Origin of the sequence: uncultured Campylobacter sp. (assembly GCF_937996225.1) — a bacterium.
Classification (GTDB): Bacteria; Campylobacterota; Campylobacteria; order Campylobacterales; family Campylobacteraceae; genus Campylobacter_B.
The window spans coordinates 1-23,148 of record NZ_CALKTC010000036.1; the positions used below are offsets into that span (position 1 = coordinate 1).

Genomic DNA, 23,148 nt, shown 5'->3' on the forward strand with positions numbered 1-23,148 from the left:
GACGCGCTAAAAGCGTAAAAATTAGCGTTCTCCCGCGTAGTCAAATCGCGCAGCTCCTAAGCTAAACTCGAAACTGTTTCGATCCACCGCGCCCACGCACGCGTCGCTATCGTAAAGCGCAAGCAGAAATTCCGCCATCTCCTCGCTTGAATGATACCGCGCAAAAGCCGCGTCGTAGTCGTAGCCCGCGTCATCCGTCGCCACGGGGCCGAATTCCGTCCTAGTCGCGGCGGGCGCTAGAACTTTAGCCTGCATTTTGGCATCTTTATCCTGCGCCAGCTCGTGGTGCAAGCCCTCGGTAAAGGCGCTTACGAAAAACTTGCTCGCGCAGTAGGTGACGGCGTTTGGCACCATACTGTAGCCGCCCGCGGAGGAGATATTGATGAGCTGAGCGGGCTTGCGCTTGTAGTCGCGTACGAAGAGGTGGCTTAGCAGCGTGAGCGAAATGACGTTGAGCTGTAACATCTGCGAGACCTTGGCGAGATCGCGCTCGCCGACCGCGCCGTAATCTCCAAAACCCGCGTTATTTATGAGCGCCTTTAGCTCGTAGCTTTTTAGCTCATCCCACAACGCCAGGACGTTCTCGCTGCACGCAAGGTCGTAAATTTTAATAACTACGTCCGATTCGGGCGCGATCTGCGCGATCTCGTTCTTTAAGCTTTGCAGCAACTCCGCTCTGCGCGCGATTAGGATCAAATTTTCTCCGCGGCGCGCGAAATTTAGCGGGCTTAAAATTTCACCCGCTATTTTCTGCGGATCTTATAGCTATTGCCGCTTTTTAGCAGCGAAATTTTGCCGTCCTTCGAGACGTAGCAACCACCCTTAACTTTGCTTAAAATTTCGCTCTGCGATAAGCTCGACCAAAAAATTTCAACCCTGCTTTTATCCGCGGAAAATATCCCGTAGATCGCAAGCGTAGCGTTATCCGGATCGTGCAGCCTCACGTCCGCGACGTCAAAAACCTGCACGCAGCCATTCTTGATCTTTGAAAAGCTTTGCCCTGCGGCGATCAAGCAGCCGTGCTCATCCGTGCCGCCGCCTACCATCGGCCCCTGCACGGCGGGCACTTTGCAGACGCCCTCGCTCGTGCCGCAGTCCGTAGCCGCGCTTTCGCTTCTCTTATCCGCTTCCTTGCCTAGCTTTGCATCGTGCGCCGCACAGCCGCACAAAAGCGCTGCCGCAAAGGCCGCGATTAAAATTTTATCTCTCATCTTTACTCCTTTAAATAAATTTTATCTACACTCAAAGCTACTCGCGCTATTTTCGTCGCCGCCTACGTAGATAGCGACTTTAGGATACGCGCAGACCTTGATCTGCTTACCGGCGCGGCTCGTGCTTTTGCCTAGCAGGCTAGATGGGGCCGTTCCCTGCTCGCGCCACGCTTCAAGCGCGCTTAGCGGATCGACGTCATCGATGCCGTTACCGCCGCCGCAGTGATTCATCCCCGGCAGTGCAAAAAATCGTGCAAATTCGTCCGCGTTCGCATTCGTTTCCACTAGCTTTTTGAACCAATCGCGCTGATCCATCGCCGAGAATACGGGATCGGAGACGCCCGTTACAATTATGAGCTTACCGCCGTTAGCGCGGAAGCTATCTAGCTTGGTCGAAATCGCATCGTTTATCGCCGCGGTCTCGAACGTTCGCTCTACGTCCTTATCAAAATCAAAGTTAATCAGATCAAACTCCGGTTGCGGCGGCGTCAAGAAATAATAATTCATCGAGCCCTTCGAGAGTGCGATATTTCTAGCATTTGGCTCTGCCGTTTGCGAGTCGCCTAGCTTCCATGCGCGCCAGCCGGGCTGATTTATCCCGGCATCGTAAAACCAGCCGCTGTAAATTTGTTCGCCCTTACTGTTTTTTGCGCCGTCAAATATCGCCTTTATCGCAGAAATTTTATCTTTGGGCAAATCAAGTCCGCTAGGATCGAACTCGCAACGCTCCCAAGCACCGATGATTCCGTCTTTTAGGCCGTCTAGCGCATCGCATTTATCTAGAACCGCCATGCTTAGCTTGTCCAAATCCTCCTGCGTAAGGGCGTTTGCGAAAATTTTATCCCCAGTGGCGTTTTTAGGCGCGATCTTCATAAGCTGCCGGTTGCCCCACTGCTCCGCGATCGCCGCGCGCGAAAGCCTAAAACCCGGATTTGCCGCAATTACGCCGTCAAATTCCAGCGGATACCTCTGCGCCGCCATCAGAGCCGAGCGCCCGCCGTTTGAGCAGCCCATAAAATAGCTGTGCGCGGGCGCTTTTTTATATGCCGCGAAAACCAGCTGCTTTGAGACGCTCGCGACCTTGCCGATGGCCTGATAGGCATAGTCTAACCGCGCCTGCTGCTCAAGTCCGAACTCGGGCGTAGGCGTAGGGTGTCCCGAATCGGTCGTGACGACCGCATAGCCCCTCATAAGCGCGGGTGTTGCAGTGCTAGTGCGGATAGGCACGGCGCCAAGAGCCGGCGCTACGAAGCCGTCCAAACCGCCTCCGCCCTGAAATAGCAGCTTGCCGTTCCAATCGCCTGGCAAGCGCAGCTCAAATTTTATGCCGTAATGCTTGCCGTCCGAGCCCGTGCGGGAGGCTATCTCGCCGTGAATTATGCAGTGCGGCGCGGCTTTTAGCGTCTTTTTGGCTCCGCCGGTTAGCGCAGACATCCTATCGGCGCCGATTTCGCCGCTTTGATTCCAGATCGCTTCACTGATCTTTGTATCGTAAATTTTCGTGCCCTTTAGTGCCGCGCAAGCCCGCTCGTCAAAATCGCTCGCAAGCGCTCCCTGTAAGCCCAGAGCAGCCGTAAAGGTTGCAACTAAAATTTTATATTTCATTGCCGCTCCTTTTGAAATTTTATTAATCGTAATTCTAACATAAAAATTTATCGTGAATTTCAAGCGTATTTGAGGAATTATGGAATTCCTAGCGGAGCCATGCGGAATTTCAAATTTTAATTAAAAGGACGAAGCGCTCGGACAATCCGCAGGATCAATCTGACTAACCCGCCGCGCAATTTCGCAAATCGCAGCGGAATACTTCGATCGCCCAAAACCAAACCGTGTGCCCAAAAAATCCCGAAACAAACTCATACCACGGAAGCTGAAAAAGCGGTGGTGTAAGTCCTAAAAGCGGCAGCGTGATGCAATGCACCGCGATATTTACGACGATACCGAACGCGACGCCCTGAAATAGCGCGATTTTAGGAAATTTCTCGGCAGCGAAGTGTGCCTAATTTTAAATTTTGCTATTGTTGCGGAGCATTAAATTTCGTGCGTGCCCTTAAAGCTTGCACGGTAAAAAATCAGCAGTACGGCGGCTAACGCAGCAAAGCCGCAAAATAGCTCTTGGTAGCTTAAATATTCAAGCGCCTTGCCACCTACGGCAGTACCGATGCCGCCTCCGAAAAATATCGCCGTGCCTATGATCCCGGAGGATAGACCTTTGGCGGAACTACAACGAAGTGCCGCGCTTGCTAGGACGGACTGCGCGCAAACATATCCGAATCCCAGCAAAAACGTCCCTACATATGCGGTGGCAGCGAAGCAACTCGCCAAAAGGCACAGCGCCGAAGCGGACGCCAAAAAGCCGAGGGATAGAATTTCTTTTAGCGGCAACTTCTCTTTTAAATATCTAGCAGCGTTTCCCGCCAAAAAGCAAGCGACGCCGTAAAGCATAAGACATGTTCCGGCATAATTTGAGTTCAAGCCCAACTTTTTAAGTAGATAAGCGCCTATGAATGAGTACGCCCCGAGCACAATTACGCCATTACATAAAGCCAAAAAATAGCTTCTCAAAAGCGCAGCATCGCCGCGCAAGCTGGCTAGGGATTTTACGAAGCTTTCGCCTCCGCTTTTCGAAGTCTCTTTGAAATTTAGCGTAAATAGTGATACGAAAGATACCGCAGACAGCGCAGAAAAGGCTAAAAATATCTCCCTCCAAGAAAATCTAGCCACTGCCCATCCGCCTAAAGCCGCACTCAGCCCCTGTCCTAAAAATACCGAACCCAGAAATATCGCTACGATTTTTTGTCTATCCTTCTCGTCATATGCATCGCCTATAACGCCGAGGCAGACAGCGATTATACCCGCTGCCGCGCATCCCGTGCAAAAGCGAAATAAAACAAGCCACGCTAGACTTTTTGCAGTGGAGCAAAGAAGCGTAAATATCGCCAAAAAGAGCATTAGCAGAATTAAAATTTTATCTCTGCCGTAGCGATCGCTAAGATGTCCGTAAACCGGCTGAAGTAAGCCGTATGGAATCAGATATGCCGTCAAAACTGCGGAGGCGGCGCTTACCTGCACCCAAACGAATCTGCGATGCTAGGCAGCAGTAGCGATGCGATCCAGTTATCTGCGGCAGAGATTATCCCTGAGGCGATGATTACGAGTAGTAGTCCTTTTTTGCAGCGCATTTTAAATTCCTAAATTTACGTAATTTTAGCCATTATAACTCTTTTGTGAGGAAATTTGAAATTTTAGCGAACTCAGCAAATATGAGACGAAAGGAATGGATCGCGAATTCGCAGCGGTATCGCAATGCTGCGGCAAGTATAGCGCAATGGTCAGATATACAATGATGCGTCTACCTTATAGGGGCGAAGGCAGGCAGCAACGTGAGCAGTGAATGCATGACTAGTTTTATATTTCTAACTCTCTTTTTTTCGCGCATAAAGACCTATAAGAAATAACGCAAATTTAACAATGCCACGAAGCAGAGCTATAGCATAAGGCAAATAAGGAAAGCCCTAACTTGCAACGCGAACCCTACAATAAAATTCAAAAATTCTTTAAAATTCTACGCGGATTATGATGCCTGAAAATCAACTAAAATTTTAAATGCGCATATCCCCGTAGCGCACGCTTTTTAGCCACGTAATCTCATCGTTTATCACAAATCGCGACGAACTGTTTGTATATAACTCGTGCCGCTAGGTTAATTTAATTAGCAGCGGAGTTTTGAAATTTTACGAATGCGGGGATTTCAATGAGCGCTTGAAATTTTAGTCTCGAGAGATAATTTTGATTTCGTTCGCGCAAGATCCGCCAAAGTCCGCGCCGAAGGGATCTTGGACCGTAAAATAATGATCTATCGCGCCGCATCCGTGCCCGATCTGCTCATCCCAGCCAAGCGCCCTGCGCACGAAGCCCTTGGCATGGGCGACGGCTGCAGGCAGACTAAGCCCCGCCGCCAGCGCGCATGCGATCGCGCTTGAGAGCGTGCAGCCCGTGCCGTGGGTGTTGCGCGTAGCAATTTTAGGCGCGGAAAACTCATAAAATTTGCCATTTTCATACAAAATATCGACCGCTAAATTTCTCAAATCCCCGCTCTCGTCCTCGCCGCTAGGTTTAAAACCAGCGCCTAGGAAGGCTGTGGATAAATTTTGTTTAAAAGAGGGCTTCGCGCTCGCAGTTAAATTTTTGCATTCGCTAGTAAAATTTTCACTTGCGAAATTTGCGCGCTTCGTCGAGCTCGCAGAATTTTCGCGTGCGCCATTTTCGCTCGCTTCGTGCCCAAAAGCTTTAAAATTTTGCGCCGCATCCGCCGCGCCGCAAGCCACGCTCGCGCCCGCAAGATCGCCGCCTTTGATCAAAATCGCGCCGCCGAAAAATTGCGAAATTTTAACCGCTGCGGCGCGCATATCGGCTAAGCTTAAAATTTTCATCTCCGCCAAAACCTCAGCCTCGCGCACGTTGGGCGTGATGATCTCTGCGGCGGGGGCGAGCTCATATTTTAGCGCATGCAGCGCGCTTTGTTTCATCAAAACTCCGCCGCTGGTGGCGACCATCACGGGATCTAAGACGACGTTTTTCGCGCCGTGTTTGCTCAGGCTCTTTGCGATAGCCTCGGCAACCCCCTCATTGGAGATCATTCCGATTTTAACGGCGTCCGGAAAGATATCGCTAAAAATCGCATCGAGCTGCGCCTCTACAAAACGCGGCGGAACGTCCAGCACGTCGAACACTCCGCGCGAATTTTGCGCCGTAAGCGCCGTAATGGCGCTAGTAGCAAACATCTTATGCGCGCTGATCGTCTTGATATCGGCCTGTATGCCCGCACCGCCGCCGCTATCAGAACCCGCGATAGTAAGAATTCTTTTCATAAAAAGCCTTTAAAATTTTAGCGCGATTATATCGAAATTCCGCTATAATTCCCCAGATATATTATTTTACGGGTTAAATTTAAGTTTTATTTATATAGTTTTTATTATAATTTATAATTTATTCGTAATAACTATTACAAATACAAAATTTTAACCCAAATAGAGGAAACTACATGAAAAAAGTCGCTAGTTTGATTTTCGCAGCATTTTTGGTTTCGAGCTGCTCCTATTTTGAAAAAAAGGAGGAAAGCGGCGCAAAACAAAGCGGTGAGGCTCCCGCGCTGCCGGTTGGCGTATTTATCGCCAAATCCGCCGACGTGCCGATAATTTTGAAATTTAACGGACAGACCGTAAGCGAGCTTGAGATAATGCTAAAGCCGCAGGTTTCGGGCACTATCGAAAAGCAACTTTTCGAGCCGGGGCACAGCGTCAAAAAGGGCGACGTGCTCTACGAGATCGACCGCTCGCGCTACCAAGCGGCGTTTGACAGCGCAAACGCTAATCTGCAAAACGCCTCGGCGGACTACAAAAGAGCCAAAGCGCTAAAAGCTAGCAACACGATCTCTCAAAAGGATTTCGACACCGCAAAGGCCGCGTTTATGGTGGCTGAAGCAAATTTTAAAAGTGCAAAGATAGATTTTGACCACTCGCTTGTGACCGCGCCTTTTGACGGCATGGCGGGCGATACGCAAAAGGACGTGGGCGCGTACGTAAACGTGGGCGAGGATCTGGTGCGCCTTAGCAAATTTGATCCGATCGACGTGGAATTCGGCATCGCGGATGTCGATAGGCTAGAGCTTGATGCAAATTTAAGAAACGGGCAGTGGAAGCAGCTAGGGCGTCAGGTAAGCATAAATCTCGGCGGCAAGGACTACAACGGCACGCTAAGTTTTATCGATAGCGTTATCAATACAAACACCGCGTCCGTCAGCGCCAAGGCTCAAATTCCAAATCCAAGCTTAGAAATTCGCCCTGGAATTTTTACTAAAGTAAGCGTCGAGGGTTTTTATCAGAAAAACGGCTTTAAAATTCCGCAAGTTGCGCTCAAGCAAGATCTTAGCAACACCATAGTCTACGTCGTGCAAGACGGAAAGGTCGCTAAAAAAGTGGTCAAAATCGCAGCTCAAGATACCCGCACGGCGACGATCTCAAGCGGACTGCAAGACGGCGATCAGATCATTTTGGATAATTTTAAAAAGATCAACGTGGGCTCCAAGGTAACTCCCGTACCCGCAAGCACCGATCCTTACGTAGCGGGGCAGTCTGAAGCGTCTCAGAGCAATGCGGAAAGTGGGAAATAATGTTTTCTAAATTTTTCATCAACCGCCCCGTCTTTGCCTGCGTCGTTTCGATCATCATCGTAATCGCGGGCGTTTTGGCTCTTAAAAATTCCTCGGTCGAGGAGTATCCGCAACTCACGCCGCCGCAAATCGTCGTAAGTGCTACATATAGCGGCGCGGATGCGCAAACGATCGCCGACGTCGTCGCAGCCCCTCTTGAAAACGCAATCAATGGCGTTGAAAATATGATCTATATGGAAAGCTCAGCAAGCTCCTCTGGTGACGTTCGTATCAACGTATATTTTCAAATCGGCACAAATCCAGCAGATGCGAAAGTCAATGTAAACAACCGCGTCACGCCAGCTCTTACGCTGCTTCCCGATGAAGTGCGCCGCTATGGCGTAACCGTCACCGAGCGCAGCAGCACGATGCTGGAAGTGCTCGCGTTTTACGATCCTAGCGAACAGATGGACGTCGTAGAGATGCAAAACTACGTGGCTATCAACGTCGTAGATGAGCTAAAGCGCGTGCCGGGCGTCGGCGAGGCTCAGGCTCTGGGTACGAAAGACTATGCTATGAGGATCTGGGTTAAGCCTGAGCTACTTAAGAAATTTAACGTTACGACCGCCGAGATAATCGCCGCAATAAGCGAGCAAAACAGCCAATACGCCGCGGGTAAGATGGGCGAGCAGCCGATGAACTTAGGCAATCCCTACGTATATGCGATCAAGCCCGAGGGTCGTTTAAAAACCGTCGAAGAGTTTGAAAATATCATCATACGCGCGCAAAAAGATGGGAATTTCTTGCGCGTAAAAGATGTCGCCGATGTCAAACTTGGCGGCGCAAGCTACAATATCTCGGCGAAATTTAACGGTAAAGAGATGGTGCCTGTGCTTATCTTTATGCAAAGTGGCGCCAACGCCCTAGCCGTAGTTGAAGCGGTAAATAAGCGCATAGACGAGCTTAAACCAAATTTCCCAGGCGAGCTGACCTACGACGTCGCCTACGATACGACGAGCTTCGTAAAAGTATCAATCGAAGAGGTTGTTCATACCTTCATTGAAGCGTTAATTCTCGTCATCATCGTTATGTATATGTTCTTAGGCAATCTTAGAGCGACGATCATTCCGACGCTTGCTGCACCCGTATCGATCTGCGGCGCGTTTATCGGAATTTATGCCTTCGGATTTTCTATAAATTTAATTACCCTTTTTGCGCTTATTTTAGCTATCGGTATCGTCGTGGACGATGCGATCATAGTAATCGAAAACGTAGAGAGAATTTTGCACGAGGAGCCGGATCTTAGCGTCAAAGAGGCCACCACAAAAGCGATGGGCGAGATCGTAGCGCCCGTAATCTCCATCGTGCTAGTGCTTTCGGCGGTTTTCGTGCCGGTTGCGTTTATGGAGGGTTTTACCGGGGTTATGCAGAGGCAATTTGCTTTAACGCTCGTAGCCTCGGTATGTTTTTCAGGCTTCGTAGCCCTTACCCTAACACCCGCACTTTGCGCCCTAATATTGCAAAAAAAGGAATCTGAGCCTTTTTTCTTTATAAGATGGTTTAATAATCTTTTTAGCATCTCAACTAAAATTTACGCCGCGGGTGTCAGCATGGTTCTTCGCCACGTACTAATCAGCCTCGTTTTTGTGGGCATCATCATCTATGCGATGATAGAGCTACTTAAACTTACTCCGAGCGGCCTAGTGCCTAACGAAGACAAAGGCTCGATTATGGCGATGACTACGCTTCCGTCGGCATCTACTCTACCTAGGACGGAAGCCGATCAGGATTTCATCGCAAGTATCGCTAAAAAGTATCCAAACGTAAAAGATATAACCCAAATCACGGGATACGATATGCTAGCCGGAGCGCTTAGAGAAAATGCGGGAGCTTTTTTTATGAAGCTAAAAGACTGGAAGGAGCGCCCCGGCGATGAAAATTCCAACTTCGCCATAGCTGCCGCGCTAAACGGGCAGCTCTACGGCGCCGATCGCAACTCGATGACTTACGTCGTCACGCCGCCGCCTATTATGGGTCTTTCGCTTACGGGCGGATTTGAGCTCTACGCGCAAAGCACGACGGGCAAGAGCTACGATGAAATTCGCGCAGATATGGATCGCGTAACTGCCAAAGCCAATCAACACCCCGCTTTAAAGCTCGTGCGAACGACGCTGGATACCGATTTCCCGCAGTATAAGCTCTATCTCGATAAAGAGAAGATAAAGATGCTAGGCGTTAAGATAGCCGACATTTTCACCGTACTAAATTCCACCATCGGGCAGTATTACATCAACGACTTTAACCTCATGGGCCGCACGTTTAAGGTCTATATCCGCGCTACGCAAGACTACAGAGACGATCCTAACGATCTAAAATCGCTCTACGTCCGCAGTGGCAGCGGCGATCTGATTGCGTTAAATTCTTTAGTGAGGCTTGAGCGCTCGCTGGGTCCTGATTCCGTTAATAGATTTAACGCCTTCCCAGCAGCGCAGATTATGGGTGAGCCAAACACGGGCTACACCTCGGGTCAGGCGATCGCAGCGATCCAAGAGGTCATAAAAGAGGAGCTTCCTAGCGGATATTCGATCGGCTGGGCAGGTTCCGCGTATCAAGAGGTCAGCGAGACGGGCAAGGGCGCACAGGCATTCGTATTTGGAATGATCTTCGTGTTTTTGATCCTGGCGGCTCAATACGAAAGGTGGCTCATGCCGCTTGCCGTGCTTACCGCCGTGCCGTTTTCGGTATTCGGCGCGCTCGTGTTTACATATTTCCGCGGGCTGAATAACGACATATATTTTCAGATCGGACTTTTGCTTCTAATCGGTCTGGCGGCGAAAAACGCGATTTTGATCGTGGAATTTGCGATGAACGAGCACCTAAATAATCATCGCTCTATCGCCGATGCCGCCATAGAAGCCGCCAAGATGAGGTTCCGCCCTATCGTGATGACGAGCCTTGCGTTCGGTCTTGGCGTGCTTCCGATGGTTATCGCCACCGGCGCTGGCGCTGCTAGCCGCCACGCGCTGGGAACCGGCGTAGTAGGCGGAATGCTCGCGGCATCTACGATCGCGATCTTTTTCGTGCCGCTGTTTTTCTACCTGCTCGAAAGCTTCAACGCTTGGCTTGATAGACGCGGTAAAAAAGTCCAAACTAACGAGGTGAACGATGAAAATAAATAATGCTCTTTTAAGCGCCTTGACGCTTGGAATTTTACTCTGCGGTTGCAACTTCAAGCCCGTTACGCCGCAAAAGCAGACCGGCTTTAAGGCGGATTACGCGAGCACGAACGTTAGTACGCAGTGGTGGAAAAGCTTTAACGATCCGCAGTTAAACGCCCTGATCCAAAGCGCGCTGGAACAAAATTCCGACCTGCAAACCGCGCTGAATAACGTCGAGTACGCGCGGGTAAATTTAGGGCTGAACAAGCTTGAATATCTGCCGAACGTAAATTTAAGCGGCAGCGCGGTGCGTCAAAATAATTTCGGCAACCAGCCTGATCGCAACTCCCATGGCTCGTATCAGATCGGCGCCGTGCTAAGCTACGAGATCGATTTTTGGGGGCGCGTGCGCAACAGCGTAGATTCGGCGCGATCGCGATTTAATGCGACGAAATACGACTACGAAACCGCCAAAAATACGATTACTAGCACGGTTGCGACGACCTATTTTACGCTACTAGCACTAAAGCAGCAGGAGAAAATTTTAAAAGATAGCCTAAAAAGCTATCAGGATACGCAAAACTACCGCAAAAAGCAGCTCGATGCGGGCGCGGTTAGCGAGATCGTATTTTATCAAGCCAAAGCTGCGGTCCAAAGCGCCGAGGCGAGCCTCATAAGCGTGCAAAATCAGCTCTCCGCAGCTCAAACTTCGCTAAATATCCTAACGGGCAAGAGCTACGATGAAATTTTACGCGGCACGGCGCAGACCGCCGCGAAAATGCCTAGCGCGCCGCAGATCCCAAGCGGAATCCCAAGCGACGTGATCCTGCACCGCCCGGACGTCGCAAGCTCGCTCGAAAATCTACGCTCGAGCAACTTCTTAGTGGGCGTCGCCAAGGCAGGTTACTTCCCTACCTTCTCGCTTACCGGCTCGGCAGGATACGCAAGCGGCGAGTTTGACAGGCTATTTACTGCAAACGCGAGCACGTGGAGTATCGGTGGCTCGCTCGTAGGGCCGCTGCTTGATTTCGGCCGCCAAAAAAGGCGCGTAGAGCTTGCGAATTTAGAGCAAAACGCGAGCTTCATCGCATACGACAAGGCGCTTAAAACCGCTTTCGGCGACGTTCGCGACGCGCTTGTAGGCGTGCAAAACGCCAAACTAAGACAGGCAAGCCTCGCCGATCTCGTCGCTTCGCAGAGCAAAATTTATTCAAACGCCTCAAGCAGGTATCAGGCGGGCTACAGCGATCATCTGGAGTTTTTGGATTCGCAGCGAAACCTGCTTAGCGCGCAGCTAAACAAAGTGCAGACCGATCTTGACGTGCTAAACGCGACGGTGAATGCATACAAGGCGCTCGGCGGCGGCTTTAGCATCGAAGATAGCGAAATCAAGGCGCTTATCGGCGCGGAGCAGGACGTACAGCCCGATATGTCCGCCTTCCCAAAGGATAGAATTTTTAATTAGCTTTTTAAATTTACGAGCGGTGCGAAATTTCAAAATATCTCTAAATTTAAAGCGCCGTCGAAATTTTACGGCGCAAGCGGACTATATGAAAGTAAAATCTGTTTGCGCTTTTTAAATTTAGCGCTACGGCGGACGGCAGGTCTAAATTTAAAAAGTAATCTAAATTTTAGAATATCCGCAGCAAGGTAAAATCGCCACTCGACCAGAAAACACAAAGCGATCTGGCTTAGCGGTGCAGTAGAATTTAAAGCAGCACGGCGGAATTTCAAGCGCCGCAGCAAAATTCCAAGCATTGCGATAAAATTCCAAACGCTGCGGTAAAATTCTAAGCGCCTCGTTTTAAATTTAAAGGCGAGTGGTTGCGCGCCGAAACGGAATTTGGCAAAATTTTAGATTTTCGCTATAATCGCGACTTTTAATTTAGATGGGTGTCCGAGCGGTTGAAGGAGCACGCCTGGAACGCGTGTAAAGTGCAAGCTTTCGAGGGTTCGAATCCCTTCCCATCTGCCACTACTTTAAAATTTCATCCCCGCAAAACTCTAAAATTTCGCTTCCCATTCGGCGTAAATTTTATAAATTTAAAGCCCAAATTCCACCCTTGCCGCAAGTCCCACGATCAAAGACAAAATTCCCTCCGCCGAAAATCAAACCCGAAAGCCGCCTAAATTCTATCTCTACGCCCGCCGTTTACCGATATTGCGCTAAAATTCCTTTTAAAATTTCACTTTAAAGGAGAGAAAAATGAGTGAAGAAAAAAGTTGCGCCTGTGCGCACGCAAAATCCCAAAACGTAACCGACGCGCCCGGCAACAACACCGTGTTTATGATCTGGCGCTTTAACGCAGACAAAACCGCCTGCAAAAAGGCTTTCGAGGGCCTTTGCGCTCTGGTGATAAATTTAAACAAAACCGCCGTTACGAGATTCGGCGCGGCTAGCGAAACAAGCTGCGTGCTGGGCGTGGGCTTTGAAGCATGGAAAATGCTCGGCTTGCCGAAGCCTTTGCCGAAGGAGCTAAAAAATTTCGAAGAGATTAAGGGCGATAAACACGCTGCGCCCGCCACCGGAGGCGATATCCATATCCACATCAGAGCGGCAAATCAAGCCGTTTGCTACGATATGGCAAGCGAGATCAGAGCCGCGCTAAAGGATGTCGCGACATGCGAGGAGGAGATCTGCGGCTTTAAATACTACGACGGGCGCGCCATCATCGGCTTTGTGGACGGCACCGAAAACCCGCAGGGCGCAGATCGCGACTTTTTCGCCAAGGTAGGCGACGAAGATGCGGCGTACAAGGGCGGCAGCTATCTTTTTGCGCAAAAATATATCCACGATATGAGCGCGTGGAACGCCGCAGGCGTCGCCGAGCAGGAGCGCGTCATCGGCAGATCCAAACAAAACGACATCGAGATGAGCGAGGAGATAAAGCCCAGCAACTCGCACTCCGCCGCCGCCAACGTCGGCGACGATAAAAAGGTCGTGCGCGACAATATGCCGTTTATGCAGGGCGGCGAGACGGGAACCTACTTCATCGCCTACGCAAGCACCTTTAGCACGCTGGAGCTGATGCTTGAGAGTATGTTTATCGGTCGCCCGCGAGGCAACTACGACCGCCTGCTCGATTTTAGCACGGCAAAGACGGGCGCGCTCTTTTTCGCTCCGACCTTCGATATGCTACAGGCTTATAGCGCAGAGTAAATTTAGCTTTAAATTTAAAGGCGCGCAATGTTTTGCGATCTAAGCCCGTATCAGAGCAGGCGCTGCAAAGAGATCATAGAGGGCAAAGTCGAAAATAGTGAAAACGTTAGGGGTCTGATAGAGTTCATAAACGCTAAATTTAAAGCTCGAGCGATCAGCGCGTTTTACGGCGCGGGCAGGGACTCGGCGTGGCTTAAGATCGTGCTTCGCTTCGATAAAGACGCCGCAAAAATCACCGATAAAAAGTGCATCGAGCGCTATCTCGCCCGCACGCCGCTTTACGCGAAGCTAAACGAGCTAAAGAATTTTTATATCTCGATCGAGTCCTTCGAGTCGCAGATCCGCACCGATCTGATCCAAGGCGCGGTAGAGGAGCTGCTGCGAAACCGAAACGAGCTTTTGGCGCCGCTTAAAATTTGGTATATCGCGGCGGCGTCCGACGCGCCTGTAGTTTTTTATTTCACGAGGCAGGACGCGGCACGCCGCGAAGGTGGCGGAAAGATAGAGCGGCTGATAAGAAATTTTATAGAGAAAGCGCGGGATGCCAAATATCTGAGCCACATGGAATTTAAGCTCTATTTTGACAGCAAGGAGTTCGTGGATCTTGAGTGCGGCGGAAATTTGTTCTATTATTTTAAATAAAATTTTGCAAAGGAGCGAAAATGGATGCGAAGCTTTGCAGAAGGTAACGCAGCTCTCGCGAGGGCTTGAGGAGGGCGGCGTGCAGAGCCTAAAAGCGGCACTAGAGGGCGAAGACGACGAGGTTAGCAAGACGCAAGCTCGCGTGATCTTAGGCGAATACTTCGTGATGAAGGGCCGACCCGCGCAGGCCAGGGAGCATCTAGAGCCCGTGGCGCAAGACGCCGAGCGACTGCGGGATCAATACGATGACCTGCTGGACGATGAAATTTGCAGAGCCGATATACTTTTGGATATGATCGAGCGCTTCGGGTTTTTGGCGGAATAAAACGGCTCGCGATATATGGCGGCACAATAAGCGTCGCGGCGGCGATAAAATTTTAAGATCGGCGAAATGTCAGACTACTCATTTGAAACTATAGGTCGGATGCTGCTAAAATGCGTCCTTGAGGGCGGTGAGCCCGAGCTCGGATTTCGCCTACGCGGCGCAGAGTATATGATCATCGCCTATGCGGATCGCTGCTCGTTTCAAAGATGCGCGGACGAAACGGGCGCAAACGCAAGCGGCGAGCGGTATTTTGCCACGCTGCGGGAACTCTACGCCGCGCCGCAAATAGACGGGCTCTCGTTAAAAGAGCTCTGGAGCGAAGCGGATGATTTTTACTGCTTTGATTTCGAGCTGTGAGATTGCAAGATTTTGTGCGGCGACACGGTAAGCGCACGCGATGCCAATGCGCGGCGTACAAACAAAGGCGCGGACAAATTTTAACGAAACAAAATTTTGAAAGGACACAAGCTAGCTCTGCTTGGGATGGCCTCGCTAAAGCCTGCGGTGAGAATGGCAAATTTAGCGCCATAAAACGCCCGAGCCGCTAGCAATAAATTTTAAAAACGGGAGTAAAAAATTTAATGAAAAATTTTAACGATGAGCCGCGGAGGTCGCAGCAGCCTGAGCAAAACGGCGCCGAGCGCGAAAATCCGCCGCAATTTGATAATAGCTCCCTCATCGTCAAAGACTACAACATCGTGGTATTCTTTATTTATAATCTGATCTTCGCCCCTTTGGCGGTACCGGTGTTTCTGCATATAGGGGATATTTTCCCATACTATACGCCGTTTGTTTTCGTAGCATTCGCCGTCATATCGTATCTAAACAGCGCCCATACGCGCCTTGTGCATTTGACGAACAGGAGTATCAACTACGTAAATAAAGGCAAAATCACGAAATCTATAAAATTTGATGAAATATCGCTCATAAAGCTCACCGCCACGCCGCTATTCGGACATATCATGCCCGCTAGAAATTCCGCAGACATTGTGCTTTCGTTCATCGTGATAAGCGTTGCGTTCGCCGGATTTTTACAGAGCTTTAGAGGGTTTATAATTTTTATTATGAGCGCGGCGGACTTTGAAAGGGTTTGCTATTATCTCTTAAATTATCGACATATTAGCCCGTCAAAAATTTAAAAAGCCGTTTCGACTCCTTAAATTGGTTCAACTTAAATTTGGACGCAAATTTCATAATTTCGCGTGCGTTAAAATTTTGCGGCACATATGTTAAATCATACGATGCGCACGCTAAAATTTTACAGCGCGCGATGCCGAATTTTAAGGAGCGTGGCGTGAAATTTGAAATTCCGCAAAATGCCGTAAATTTCAGAAAATTTCACAAAATTTTGCGGAGCCCTGAAATTTGAAAAGCTCCGCAAATTTAGCTTATGCTACCACCGAATGCCCGCTTCCAGCCAAAACTGCCTGCCCGCCTCATAGACCAGATCGAGCGAGGTATCGCTGCTAAGCCTTGCTTTGTTGCGCTTATTTAGGACGTTGTAGATGTCTAAATTCGTAAAAAATTCCACCTCACCCGTCATCTTTTTAGCGTATCCGATGCGCGCATCCCAGCTGTAGCTTTTGCCGAGATTTACCTTTTCGTATTTGTCGTATCTGGCAGGATACTTGCCCGCAGGCGTCCTGCCCGTGCGGGCGATCGCTTCTTGTGAGCCTTTAAACGATAGAAAGTTATTTACGCTGATGCCGTAGCTTGGGATTTTCGTGATGATATTTAGGCTTGCAGTCCAAGGCCTAGCATAGTCCTGCGCCGGAAGCTCCGATAGCCTCATCAGCCTGCCGTCGTATTCGACGATCTTTTCATCTTCGAGCGTTTCTCTATCAAGCGATATGTCATAAAGGGTGTTGTTCGTTTTCATCTTGATGTGCTCAAAGCCCAGCTCAAAGCCATTTAGCGTACCGAAGGCCTCATAATCATCGATCGTTTTAACGCCGAAGGTTAAAATTTTATTTTCGCTTCTGCCGTCATTAGTAAAGGTTTGATAGTTGTTTTGGTAGTTCGGATTCGGCGCTAGACCTAGATCTCTTCGCGTAGATTTGATGATCTGATCCCTGCCCTTGCGGCTTACATATTTGCCGAAAAACTCGAAATTCCCGAGCTTTTGCTTTGCCCCGAATACCAGCTCATCCTCATAAGGCACCTTTAGCTCATTAAATTTAGTTAGAGACGGGTCTTTTGGCAGTTGCGTCCAGTTTTGCGTATAGGCATTGCGCGGGCGCGTGTAGGTAGTGGCGAGCCCCTCTCGCCCCTCTCTTAATTTGTAGGTAAAGAGATTGCGTCCGTAGTAGCGGTTTGCACCGAAGCTAAGAATCGAATCGCCGTCGCCGAAAATATCGTAGTAGCTGTTAAATCTCGGCGCCGCAGTCGTTTGCTTCATATAATCATCCCTATTTAGTCTTACGCCCGGTCGCAAAGTAAGATCACCGATTTTTATCTCATCCTCCAGATAAACCGCCAAGCTCTTCATATCTACCTTAGTATTGCCCTTGTAATAGCTTTTTCGCGTAAAAAACTGGCCGCTTCTACCACGCCTCGCAAAAGAATCGTCTATCGAGCAGAGCTCGTCATTCGGATCGCAAGCATTTACACCCGCAGGTAGCGGTGCTATTCCGCCAGCGGTCATAAATTCTTTTTTTACATTAAATTTAGCCTCTTGCTTTTTAAACTCAAAGCCTGTGATAAATCTATGCTTACTGCCGCCGAGATCAAATTCATTAAACTCCAGATCCGCGTTGTATGAAAAGCTCTTTTGCGTCTGATCGAGATCCCCAAAGCCACCCTCTATCGCCGAAGCGGATAAAATTTTACTACCCCAATTCTTTACGTTTGAGTATTGCCAAGCCCTGTAATATTCATTCTCGGCATCACGCGAACTCTCCAGCTTGCTGTAGGATAAAATTTGATTAAATCTAGCAAAATCGCCATCGTAGTCGGCTTTAAGCGCTAAATTTAAACCGCCCGATTTCATATCGGCGTAGGAGTCTTTGACGTGGTCGTTAAACATCTTGTTTCGCTCGGGCGCGTAGGTTACGCTAGGCGTAATAGTTAGGCGGTCGCTTGCATACCAAAGCGCTTTTAGAAAGTAGTTGTCTATATTTCGCCTCTGAACTCGCTCGGTGATGGTCGTATCGGCGTTGTATCTTCTGTCGTAGGCCTTGAGCGGAATTTTACTTCTAGTATTTGTGTAGCCGAACATCAAGCCCAGATCCTCTGTAACGGTGCCCTCTAAATTTAACCTAGTGATCCACTTATCGAATCTCGGCTGATTTAACGGAGTAGCGGAGTTTTCAAAGCTCTGTTCATCGCCGTAGATATGGTATCTAGTCCAACTATCCTCGGTGTGCTGCATCGAAAACTTGCCGTGAAAGCCCGCACGCGGATCTCGCGTCTTAGCCTCCACCACGCCGCCGGTAAATCCGCCGTATTTGGCGGAGACGCCGCTATCGTGCACCTCGACGCTCCGTAAAAAATCGCTATCGATCGCCATACCTTGCGAGACGGAATTCATCGTATCAAACGCCGAAAAGCGCGTAGGATTGCCGCCCGGATTTCTAGCGGGATCAAGATCGTTATTCATATTCGCGCCGTCAAGCATAAAGTTGTTTTGCCAATACTTCGCGCCGTTGATACTGATATTTGCGGGGCTGATCTCGCCTAGCGTCGTGCTCTGGCGGTTTGTGGAGCTGAATTGCACATTTGGATTGGTACGCAAAAGCTGCACGAAGTCGCCGTTGCCGCTAGGCATCGACTCGATCATCGTCCTGCTTATTTTTTGCGTACCGCCATAGCTATCGCCGACGCTCGTCAGGCTCGAGTCGATGTTACCGACGACGACTATTTCGGGGAATTTATAACTATTTATCGTCGCAGTGGAACTCTGCGCGCCTGGATTTTCTTTGGTAGCAACGCTTCTGGTTGCGTTATTTTCAGACGAATCCTGCGCGACGCTTAGGCCGCAAAGACACGCCGCGACTATTAAGGAGCGTGCAAGCCCCCCCCGCAGCGATTTTGAGTGGATTTCTCGCCTTTTATGGAAGCGGAATAATTGCGACCTGCGCCGCTTTTACATGGCTTACAGGCCCAAAAACCGACAATCATCTTTTCTCCTTTTTTGAAAATAAAAATTAAAACTGTGGAAATTTAGCCAATAATATTTTAAATTTCAATAAAAGTGATAACAATTATACGACTTATGCAAACAATAGAAAAAATGTAACAAAATAGCGATATATCAGCGAGGCAATTCTATTCCAAAATAAAATTTATCTAAGATATATGTGCGGCGCAGATGGGTTTAATTGAGCTTTATTCTTGAGTTCGTTTTTAAACTGCATAAATTTACGAAGCCGAAATTTACCTTGCAAGCGCCGTTAAATTTAAATGCGCTTAGCAAATTTAACGAGCAAAATTTAAAGGCGCCGAGCCCGCTAAAATTTCGGCGCGTTTATCCTTACCGTCTCATCGGTGTCAAAAATATATGTCTGCGCCGCCTCCGCGATATCCTTCGGCGAGATGGAATTTATGATCTTTTCAAAGGTCTTAAAATCGGCGATCTCCTCATTCCAAAGCGCGTATTTTGCGAGTGCGTCATTCCAAAACTCAGGGCTTTCTCGAGCGGTACGCGCCGTGATAATCTGAGATTTTTTAAAATTTTCAAGATGCCTCGCTACGTCCGATCCGCCGCCTGCGATTTCTGCAAAAATTTCTCTAATTGCGGATAAAATTTGATCCGTATTTTGCGGCGCGCAGGAAAACGAAATATGAAGGCTCGAGTGTTCATACGGGATGCGGCTTAGGCTCGAAGCGACCGAAAAGCCGTAAGTGCGCCCCTCGTCCTCTCTGATGCGCTCTCTAAGTGCTTCCTGAAGCACCGAAGCTAGAGCTGAAATTTTTATCGTATTTTCAAGCGAATGCGGAGTGGATCTGTTTATCGCAGTAAGCGCGACGTCGCTTCTAGGGGAGTTTTGATAGTTGCGTATAAAAACATGCCGTCCGCTTAAGCTGCGGATACCGTCGTCTTGAAAATCCTCGCGTTCGCCGCGAGCGGGCAGGTTCGCCAGATATTTTTTTATGAGGGCTTCGGCGTCTTTTAACTCAAAATCGCCGCTAAGCACGAAAGTGTAGGATGCGGCGTTGCTAAATTTATCATAGATGATCTTTTTCAACTCCTCTGCGTTAAGAGCTTTGATCTGCGCGGCGCTTAGCGGGCGCATTCGCGCATTGCCGCCGTAAAAAAACTCGCTAAATTCCCTGCTAAATTTATATCCGGGCAGTTTCTCGTTTCGCGCAAGCTCGTCGAGCGATTTGATCTTTAAATTTTGCAGCGCCTTCTCGTCCACGCGCGGAGAGCTAATCTCTAAGTTTATCGCTTCCAGCAGCCATTTTAGATCCCGCGAGCCGCAGCTTCCGTAAAATCCGTGCGAGAATGCGGAGATATTTTTGCGGTAATTCACCTGCCGCCCGCTTAAAATTTGCGAAATTTCATAATTGTTAAACTCGCCTGCGCCGCTTTCGTTTGAAAGCATCGCGGCAAAGCTGCCAAGCCCGGGATACGCTAGATTGGACATTCCGCCTCTGCTTACCGCGGCAAACGAGATGAAATCCTTGCGCGTCTTAAGCGGCTTTAAGATCACGGTCGCGTTATTTTCAAGCAGGCAGGTATAAAATTTAAATTGCGGCTCAAAGCTCTTGCTTAAAATTTTGCCCTCAGGTAGGTTTTTAGAAACCAAGCTACCCGGCAGCTTTTTATGCGCGGCATGCGTATTTACCGCCCTGGCGTCATCCTGCAACTTCTTAAATTTGGTCTCATCCAGATTATATCCAGAGCCGCTAAATACGCTTACATGCACCTCGCCCAGATCCGTCAGGCGCTTAAATTCTAAATTTAGCTCCTCTAGGCTGATCTCGCGCAGCAGTTTTACCTCCAAATCCCTCTGTTTTGCGGCGCTAGGCAGGACGGCTCCCGATTTTACGGCATGAAGAATCTCTCTTGCAAAAAACGCGGAATTTGCGCTTTTTTTGCGCTCGAAGGCGCTGTGCCGCGAACTGATCAAAGCATCCTTTGCGAGGGCGAAATCGCGCGCATCAAAGCCGCTATCTCGCAAGCCTTTGATTAGCCCGAGCGCCTGCGAGATCGCGCCGTCAAAGTCTCCGCCCAAAACGGCGACGTCAAAGTTATAGATCGTTTTTTGAAACTGCAAATTGGACCTGGAAAAATTAACTCGCAACAGCGCGCCTTCGCTAGCCTTCGCTCGCTCGTAAATCGTAGAAATAAGGCTTGAGATAAGCTCGCTTTTTAAAATTTTCCTCGCATTCGCCTCGCTATTTGGCGGCGCAAATTCCTCCCAAAACGAAATTTTGACGGAATTTAGCGACGTTTCATTCGTATCGTAATTGTAAATTTTCAAACCCTGTCTCGGCGGAATGCCCATATCCGGGCGGGCGTAGGAGTTTGTATTTTTAAGAGGCGAAAAATTTTGCTCTAGCAGTTTTAAAATTTTATCCCTTTTAAAATCGCCCACGGCTATAAATTTCATAGACCTGGGCTGGTAAATTTTTTGATAAAGCTCCTTGATTCGCTGCGCGCTTACGGATTTTACGACCGCCATATCGCCTATCGGCGCATGATTAAAATACGCGCTGCCGCCGTAAAGCTCCTCATCCATCCGCTCGTAAAGCCTTGCGATCGGCGTATCGCGGCTGCGCGCCTCCTCGATTATGACGCCTCTTTCTTTTACGAGCTCGAGCGGATTGAACTCCACTCCGTCCGCAATCGAAGCAAAAATTTTAAAAACGTCCTTTAAATTTTCTTCGCTAACCGCGATGTTAAGCGTGTAAATCGTGCTGTCATAGCCCGTCTGCGCATTTACGTCGGCGCCGAATTTCACGCCCAGACTCTGCAATTTTTTGATGAGCTCGTTTTTGCTAAAATCGCGACTTCCGTTAAAGGACATATGCTCGATGAAGTGCACAAGCCCGCGCTCATTAGGGCTCTCGTCGATCGAGCCCGCATCCACGATGAGATAAAAAACGGCGGAATTCTTAGGCACGGAATTTTCTAAAATATAGTATCTAAGCCCGTTTGGCAGCGATCCTCGCAGGACGGCTTCGTCCCACTCAAGCGCAAAAGCCCCTGCACAAAGCAGTAAAAATAGTAAAATTTTTCGCATTTAAAGCCCTTTATTTCTAGTAAAATTTCGTCTCTCAGATATTTCGGCAGGCTCTTCTCTTTCGGCTTATCAATCTGCCCGCCTGGTCATTTTTGGATTTGCTCGCCTCGACTCGTTAGCCTGCGATATCTCTTAGATCCGCCTACTTTTAACCCGCCTGCTCGCTGCGCTAGTCCCGCTCTGTTTCGCGAGCGCATCGGTTCTAGGCTTGCGCTACGCGGCTCCTCTCATTTATTTTATCGCTCAGAGGTACGCAGGCGCATTTGATCTTTATCTGCACGGCGGCACGGCAGTACGACGGCGCGCTCGTGCAAGATAAATTTTGAAATTTACTTGGACTCTGGCTAAATTTAAAAAGCGCGAGTCGGTAAATTTTAAAATTTTGCGCCTCGCGTGGTGGACTACTAGGCTTTGAAATTTTATAGCTAAATTTCGCGACTAGCTTTCACGACCGCTTTTATATCCGGACTGACGAGTATTTAAATTTAGCATCGCCCTTCTCTTGCTGCGCGCTGTTTTAATACGGATCGATCAAAAAAATTGCCGATGTTTCATCCAAAATACAGCTACAATGCACTCGAGTTTAACACGAACCGACTAAAAGCTTCTCGGCATATTTTGACTCCTACCGCCGTATAAAATTTTGACGCTCCATCTTGGTGCGCGCACGAGCTGCCGCCTACGCCGCCTGCTACGAAATAAAATTTTAGCCTAAAGAGCATTAAATGAAAATTAGTATAAATAAAATGTGAAATTTTTGAAGTTAAAATGGAATTTCGTATTAGACTAAAATGGCCGGGAGATAGGGATTCGAACCCCAGGAGGCTTTCACCTCAACGGTTTTCAAGACCGCCGCTTTCGACCGCTCAGCCATCTCCCGATTAAGGGCGGGTAGACCCCGCCGAAAGTTCGCGTAGACAAGACCTGCGCGTAGAATTTATTCGGTTTTTTCTCCGACCCACTCAGCGCCGTTGTGAACCTTTTCTTTGGTCCATTGAGCCGCATTGTGTGAGTCCTCTTTTACGCCGTGCCAAGTATTAGAGCACCCGCTAAAAACCATCAATGCCAAAAGAGCCGCTAGTATGTATCTCATAATAACTCCTTTTTAGGATCTGGAGGCGACACCCGGATTCGAACCGGGGATCAAAGCTTTGCAGGCTCATGCCTTACCACTTGGCTATGTCGCCACGCCGGCTTATTAGGTGGTGCCCGGAGCCGGACTTGAACCGGCACGGAAAAAATTCCGAGGGATTTTAAGTCCCTTGCGTCTACCGATTCCGCCATCCGGGCACGTTTAATACAAAAACAGAA

Annotated in this window: 17 protein-coding genes and 4 tRNA genes; 9 read left to right on the forward strand and 12 right to left on the reverse strand. The window is 49.0% G+C overall.

The features are described from left to right. Positions 1-21: 21 nt before the first annotated feature. The 6 genes from Q0174_RS04850 to thiD form a co-directional block, all read right to left on the reverse strand. Positions 22-696: an SDR family NAD(P)-dependent oxidoreductase gene (locus Q0174_RS04850; RefSeq protein WP_298041996.1), complete on the reverse strand. Its 675-nt coding sequence runs from the start codon at positions 694-696 to the stop codon at positions 22-24. Between the two features lie 47 nt (positions 697-743). Beyond that, complete coding sequence (locus tag Q0174_RS04855) at positions 744-1,211, reverse strand: hypothetical protein (protein ID WP_298041997.1); 468 nt, start codon at positions 1,209-1,211, stop codon at positions 744-746. A 21-nt stretch (positions 1,212-1,232) separates the two neighbouring features. Further along, a complete protein-coding gene (locus Q0174_RS04860) occupies positions 1,233-2,816 on the reverse strand; it encodes a tannase/feruloyl esterase family alpha/beta hydrolase (protein WP_298041998.1) in 1,584 nt (527 codons plus the stop codon). Between the two features lie 163 nt (positions 2,817-2,979). Next, positions 2,980-3,180, reverse strand: coding sequence for a DUF1440 domain-containing protein (locus Q0174_RS04865; RefSeq protein ID WP_366112550.1), 201 nt, complete (start codon positions 3,178-3,180; stop codon positions 2,980-2,982). A 62-nt stretch (positions 3,181-3,242) separates the two neighbouring features. Beyond that, positions 3,243-4,283 carry an MFS transporter gene (locus Q0174_RS04870; protein ID WP_298041999.1) on the reverse strand — a complete coding sequence of 347 codons (1,041 nt, stop codon included), beginning with the start codon at positions 4,281-4,283 and terminating at the stop codon, positions 3,243-3,245. A 698-nt stretch (positions 4,284-4,981) separates the two neighbouring features. Further along, entirely contained in the window at positions 4,982-6,082 is a 1,101-nt protein-coding gene (thiD, locus tag Q0174_RS04875) for a bifunctional hydroxymethylpyrimidine kinase/phosphomethylpyrimidine kinase (RefSeq protein ID WP_298042006.1), read from the reverse strand. Between the two features lie 173 nt (positions 6,083-6,255). On the opposite strand from thiD, the gene Q0174_RS04880 reads away from it, so the two are divergent. From Q0174_RS04880 to Q0174_RS04920, 9 genes are all read left to right on the forward strand, one after another. Then, positions 6,256-7,383: an efflux RND transporter periplasmic adaptor subunit gene (locus Q0174_RS04880; RefSeq protein WP_298042008.1), complete on the forward strand. Its 1,128-nt coding sequence runs from the start codon at positions 6,256-6,258 to the stop codon at positions 7,381-7,383. Next, positions 7,383-10,541, forward strand: a complete 3,159-nt coding sequence (locus tag Q0174_RS04885; protein WP_298042010.1) for a multidrug efflux RND transporter permease subunit — start codon at positions 7,383-7,385, stop codon at positions 10,539-10,541. Before Q0174_RS04880 ends, Q0174_RS04885 begins: the two co-directional genes overlap by 1 nt. After that, entirely contained in the window at positions 10,528-11,985 is a 1,458-nt protein-coding gene (locus tag Q0174_RS04890; RefSeq protein ID WP_298042012.1) for a TolC family protein, read from the forward strand. Before Q0174_RS04885 ends, Q0174_RS04890 begins: the two co-directional genes overlap by 14 nt. Positions 11,986-12,407: 422 nt before the next feature. Then, positions 12,408-12,495, forward strand: a tRNA-Ser gene (locus Q0174_RS04895). 231 nt (positions 12,496-12,726) lie between these two features. Next, positions 12,727-13,680 (forward strand): Dyp-type peroxidase, encoded by a 954-nt coding sequence (locus Q0174_RS04900; RefSeq protein WP_298042014.1) that lies wholly within the window; start codon positions 12,727-12,729, stop codon positions 13,678-13,680. Between the two features lie 27 nt (positions 13,681-13,707). Further along, positions 13,708-14,322 (forward strand): hypothetical protein, encoded by a 615-nt coding sequence (locus Q0174_RS04905; RefSeq protein ID WP_298042016.1) that lies wholly within the window; start codon positions 13,708-13,710, stop codon positions 14,320-14,322. A 34-nt stretch (positions 14,323-14,356) separates the two neighbouring features. Further along, positions 14,357-14,647 (forward strand): hypothetical protein, encoded by a 291-nt coding sequence (locus Q0174_RS04910; RefSeq protein WP_298042018.1) that lies wholly within the window; start codon positions 14,357-14,359, stop codon positions 14,645-14,647. A gap of 66 nt (positions 14,648-14,713) precedes the next feature. Next, positions 14,714-15,004 (forward strand): hypothetical protein, encoded by a 291-nt coding sequence (locus Q0174_RS04915; RefSeq protein WP_298042020.1) that lies wholly within the window; start codon positions 14,714-14,716, stop codon positions 15,002-15,004. Positions 15,005-15,228: 224 nt separating this feature from the next. After that, positions 15,229-15,786, forward strand: a complete 558-nt coding sequence (locus Q0174_RS04920; RefSeq protein WP_298042021.1) for a hypothetical protein — start codon at positions 15,229-15,231, stop codon at positions 15,784-15,786. Positions 15,787-16,040: 254 nt separating this feature from the next. Here Q0174_RS04920 and Q0174_RS04925 read toward each other — a convergent pair whose 3' ends face one another. From Q0174_RS04925 to Q0174_RS04950, 6 genes are all read right to left on the reverse strand, one after another. Continuing rightward, positions 16,041-18,425: a TonB-dependent receptor plug domain-containing protein gene (locus Q0174_RS04925; RefSeq protein ID WP_298042022.1), complete on the reverse strand. Its 2,385-nt coding sequence runs from the start codon at positions 18,423-18,425 to the stop codon at positions 16,041-16,043. 670 nt (positions 18,426-19,095) lie between these two features. Further along, a complete protein-coding gene (locus Q0174_RS04930; protein WP_298042023.1) occupies positions 19,096-21,837 on the reverse strand; it encodes an insulinase family protein in 2,742 nt (913 codons plus the stop codon). A gap of 792 nt (positions 21,838-22,629) precedes the next feature. Beyond that, positions 22,630-22,717, reverse strand: a tRNA-Ser gene (locus Q0174_RS04935). A 57-nt stretch (positions 22,718-22,774) separates the two neighbouring features. After that, a complete protein-coding gene (locus tag Q0174_RS04940) occupies positions 22,775-22,930 on the reverse strand; it encodes a hypothetical protein (protein ID WP_177387338.1) in 156 nt (51 codons plus the stop codon). 20 nt (positions 22,931-22,950) lie between these two features. After that, positions 22,951-23,024, reverse strand: a tRNA-Cys gene (locus tag Q0174_RS04945). 16 nt (positions 23,025-23,040) lie between these two features. Continuing rightward, positions 23,041-23,127 (reverse strand) — tRNA-Leu (locus Q0174_RS04950). Positions 23,128-23,148: the final 21 nt, after the last annotated feature.

Coding starts and splice junctions, on each gene's coding strand:
- Q0174_RS04930 (WP_298042023.1), bottom strand. CDS start 21,837: ATGCGAAAAATTTTACTATTTTTACTGCTTTGTGCAGGGGCTTTTGCG.
- Q0174_RS04925 (WP_298042022.1), bottom strand. CDS start 18,425: ATGATCGAGTCGATGCCTAGCGGCAACGGCGACTTCGTGCAGCTTTTG.
- Q0174_RS04940 (WP_177387338.1), bottom strand. CDS start 22,930: ATGAGATACATACTAGCGGCTCTTTTGGCATTGATGGTTTTTAGCGGG.
- thiD (WP_298042006.1), bottom strand. CDS start 6,082: ATGAAAAGAATTCTTACTATCGCGGGTTCTGATAGCGGCGGCGGTGCG.
- Q0174_RS04880 (WP_298042008.1), top strand. CDS start 6,256: ATGAAAAAAGTCGCTAGTTTGATTTTCGCAGCATTTTTGGTTTCGAGC.
- Q0174_RS04885 (WP_298042010.1), top strand. CDS start 7,383: ATGTTTTCTAAATTTTTCATCAACCGCCCCGTCTTTGCCTGCGTCGTT.
- Q0174_RS04905 (WP_298042016.1), top strand. CDS start 13,708: ATGTTTTGCGATCTAAGCCCGTATCAGAGCAGGCGCTGCAAAGAGATC.
- Q0174_RS04900 (WP_298042014.1), top strand. CDS start 12,727: ATGAGTGAAGAAAAAAGTTGCGCCTGTGCGCACGCAAAATCCCAAAAC.
- Q0174_RS04855 (WP_298041997.1), bottom strand. CDS start 1,211: ATGAGAGATAAAATTTTAATCGCGGCCTTTGCGGCAGCGCTTTTGTGC.
- Q0174_RS04890 (WP_298042012.1), top strand. CDS start 10,528: ATGAAAATAAATAATGCTCTTTTAAGCGCCTTGACGCTTGGAATTTTA.
- Q0174_RS04915 (WP_298042020.1), top strand. CDS start 14,714: ATGTCAGACTACTCATTTGAAACTATAGGTCGGATGCTGCTAAAATGC.
- Q0174_RS04920 (WP_298042021.1), top strand. CDS start 15,229: ATGAAAAATTTTAACGATGAGCCGCGGAGGTCGCAGCAGCCTGAGCAA.
- Q0174_RS04860 (WP_298041998.1), bottom strand. CDS start 2,816: ATGAAATATAAAATTTTAGTTGCAACCTTTACGGCTGCTCTGGGCTTA.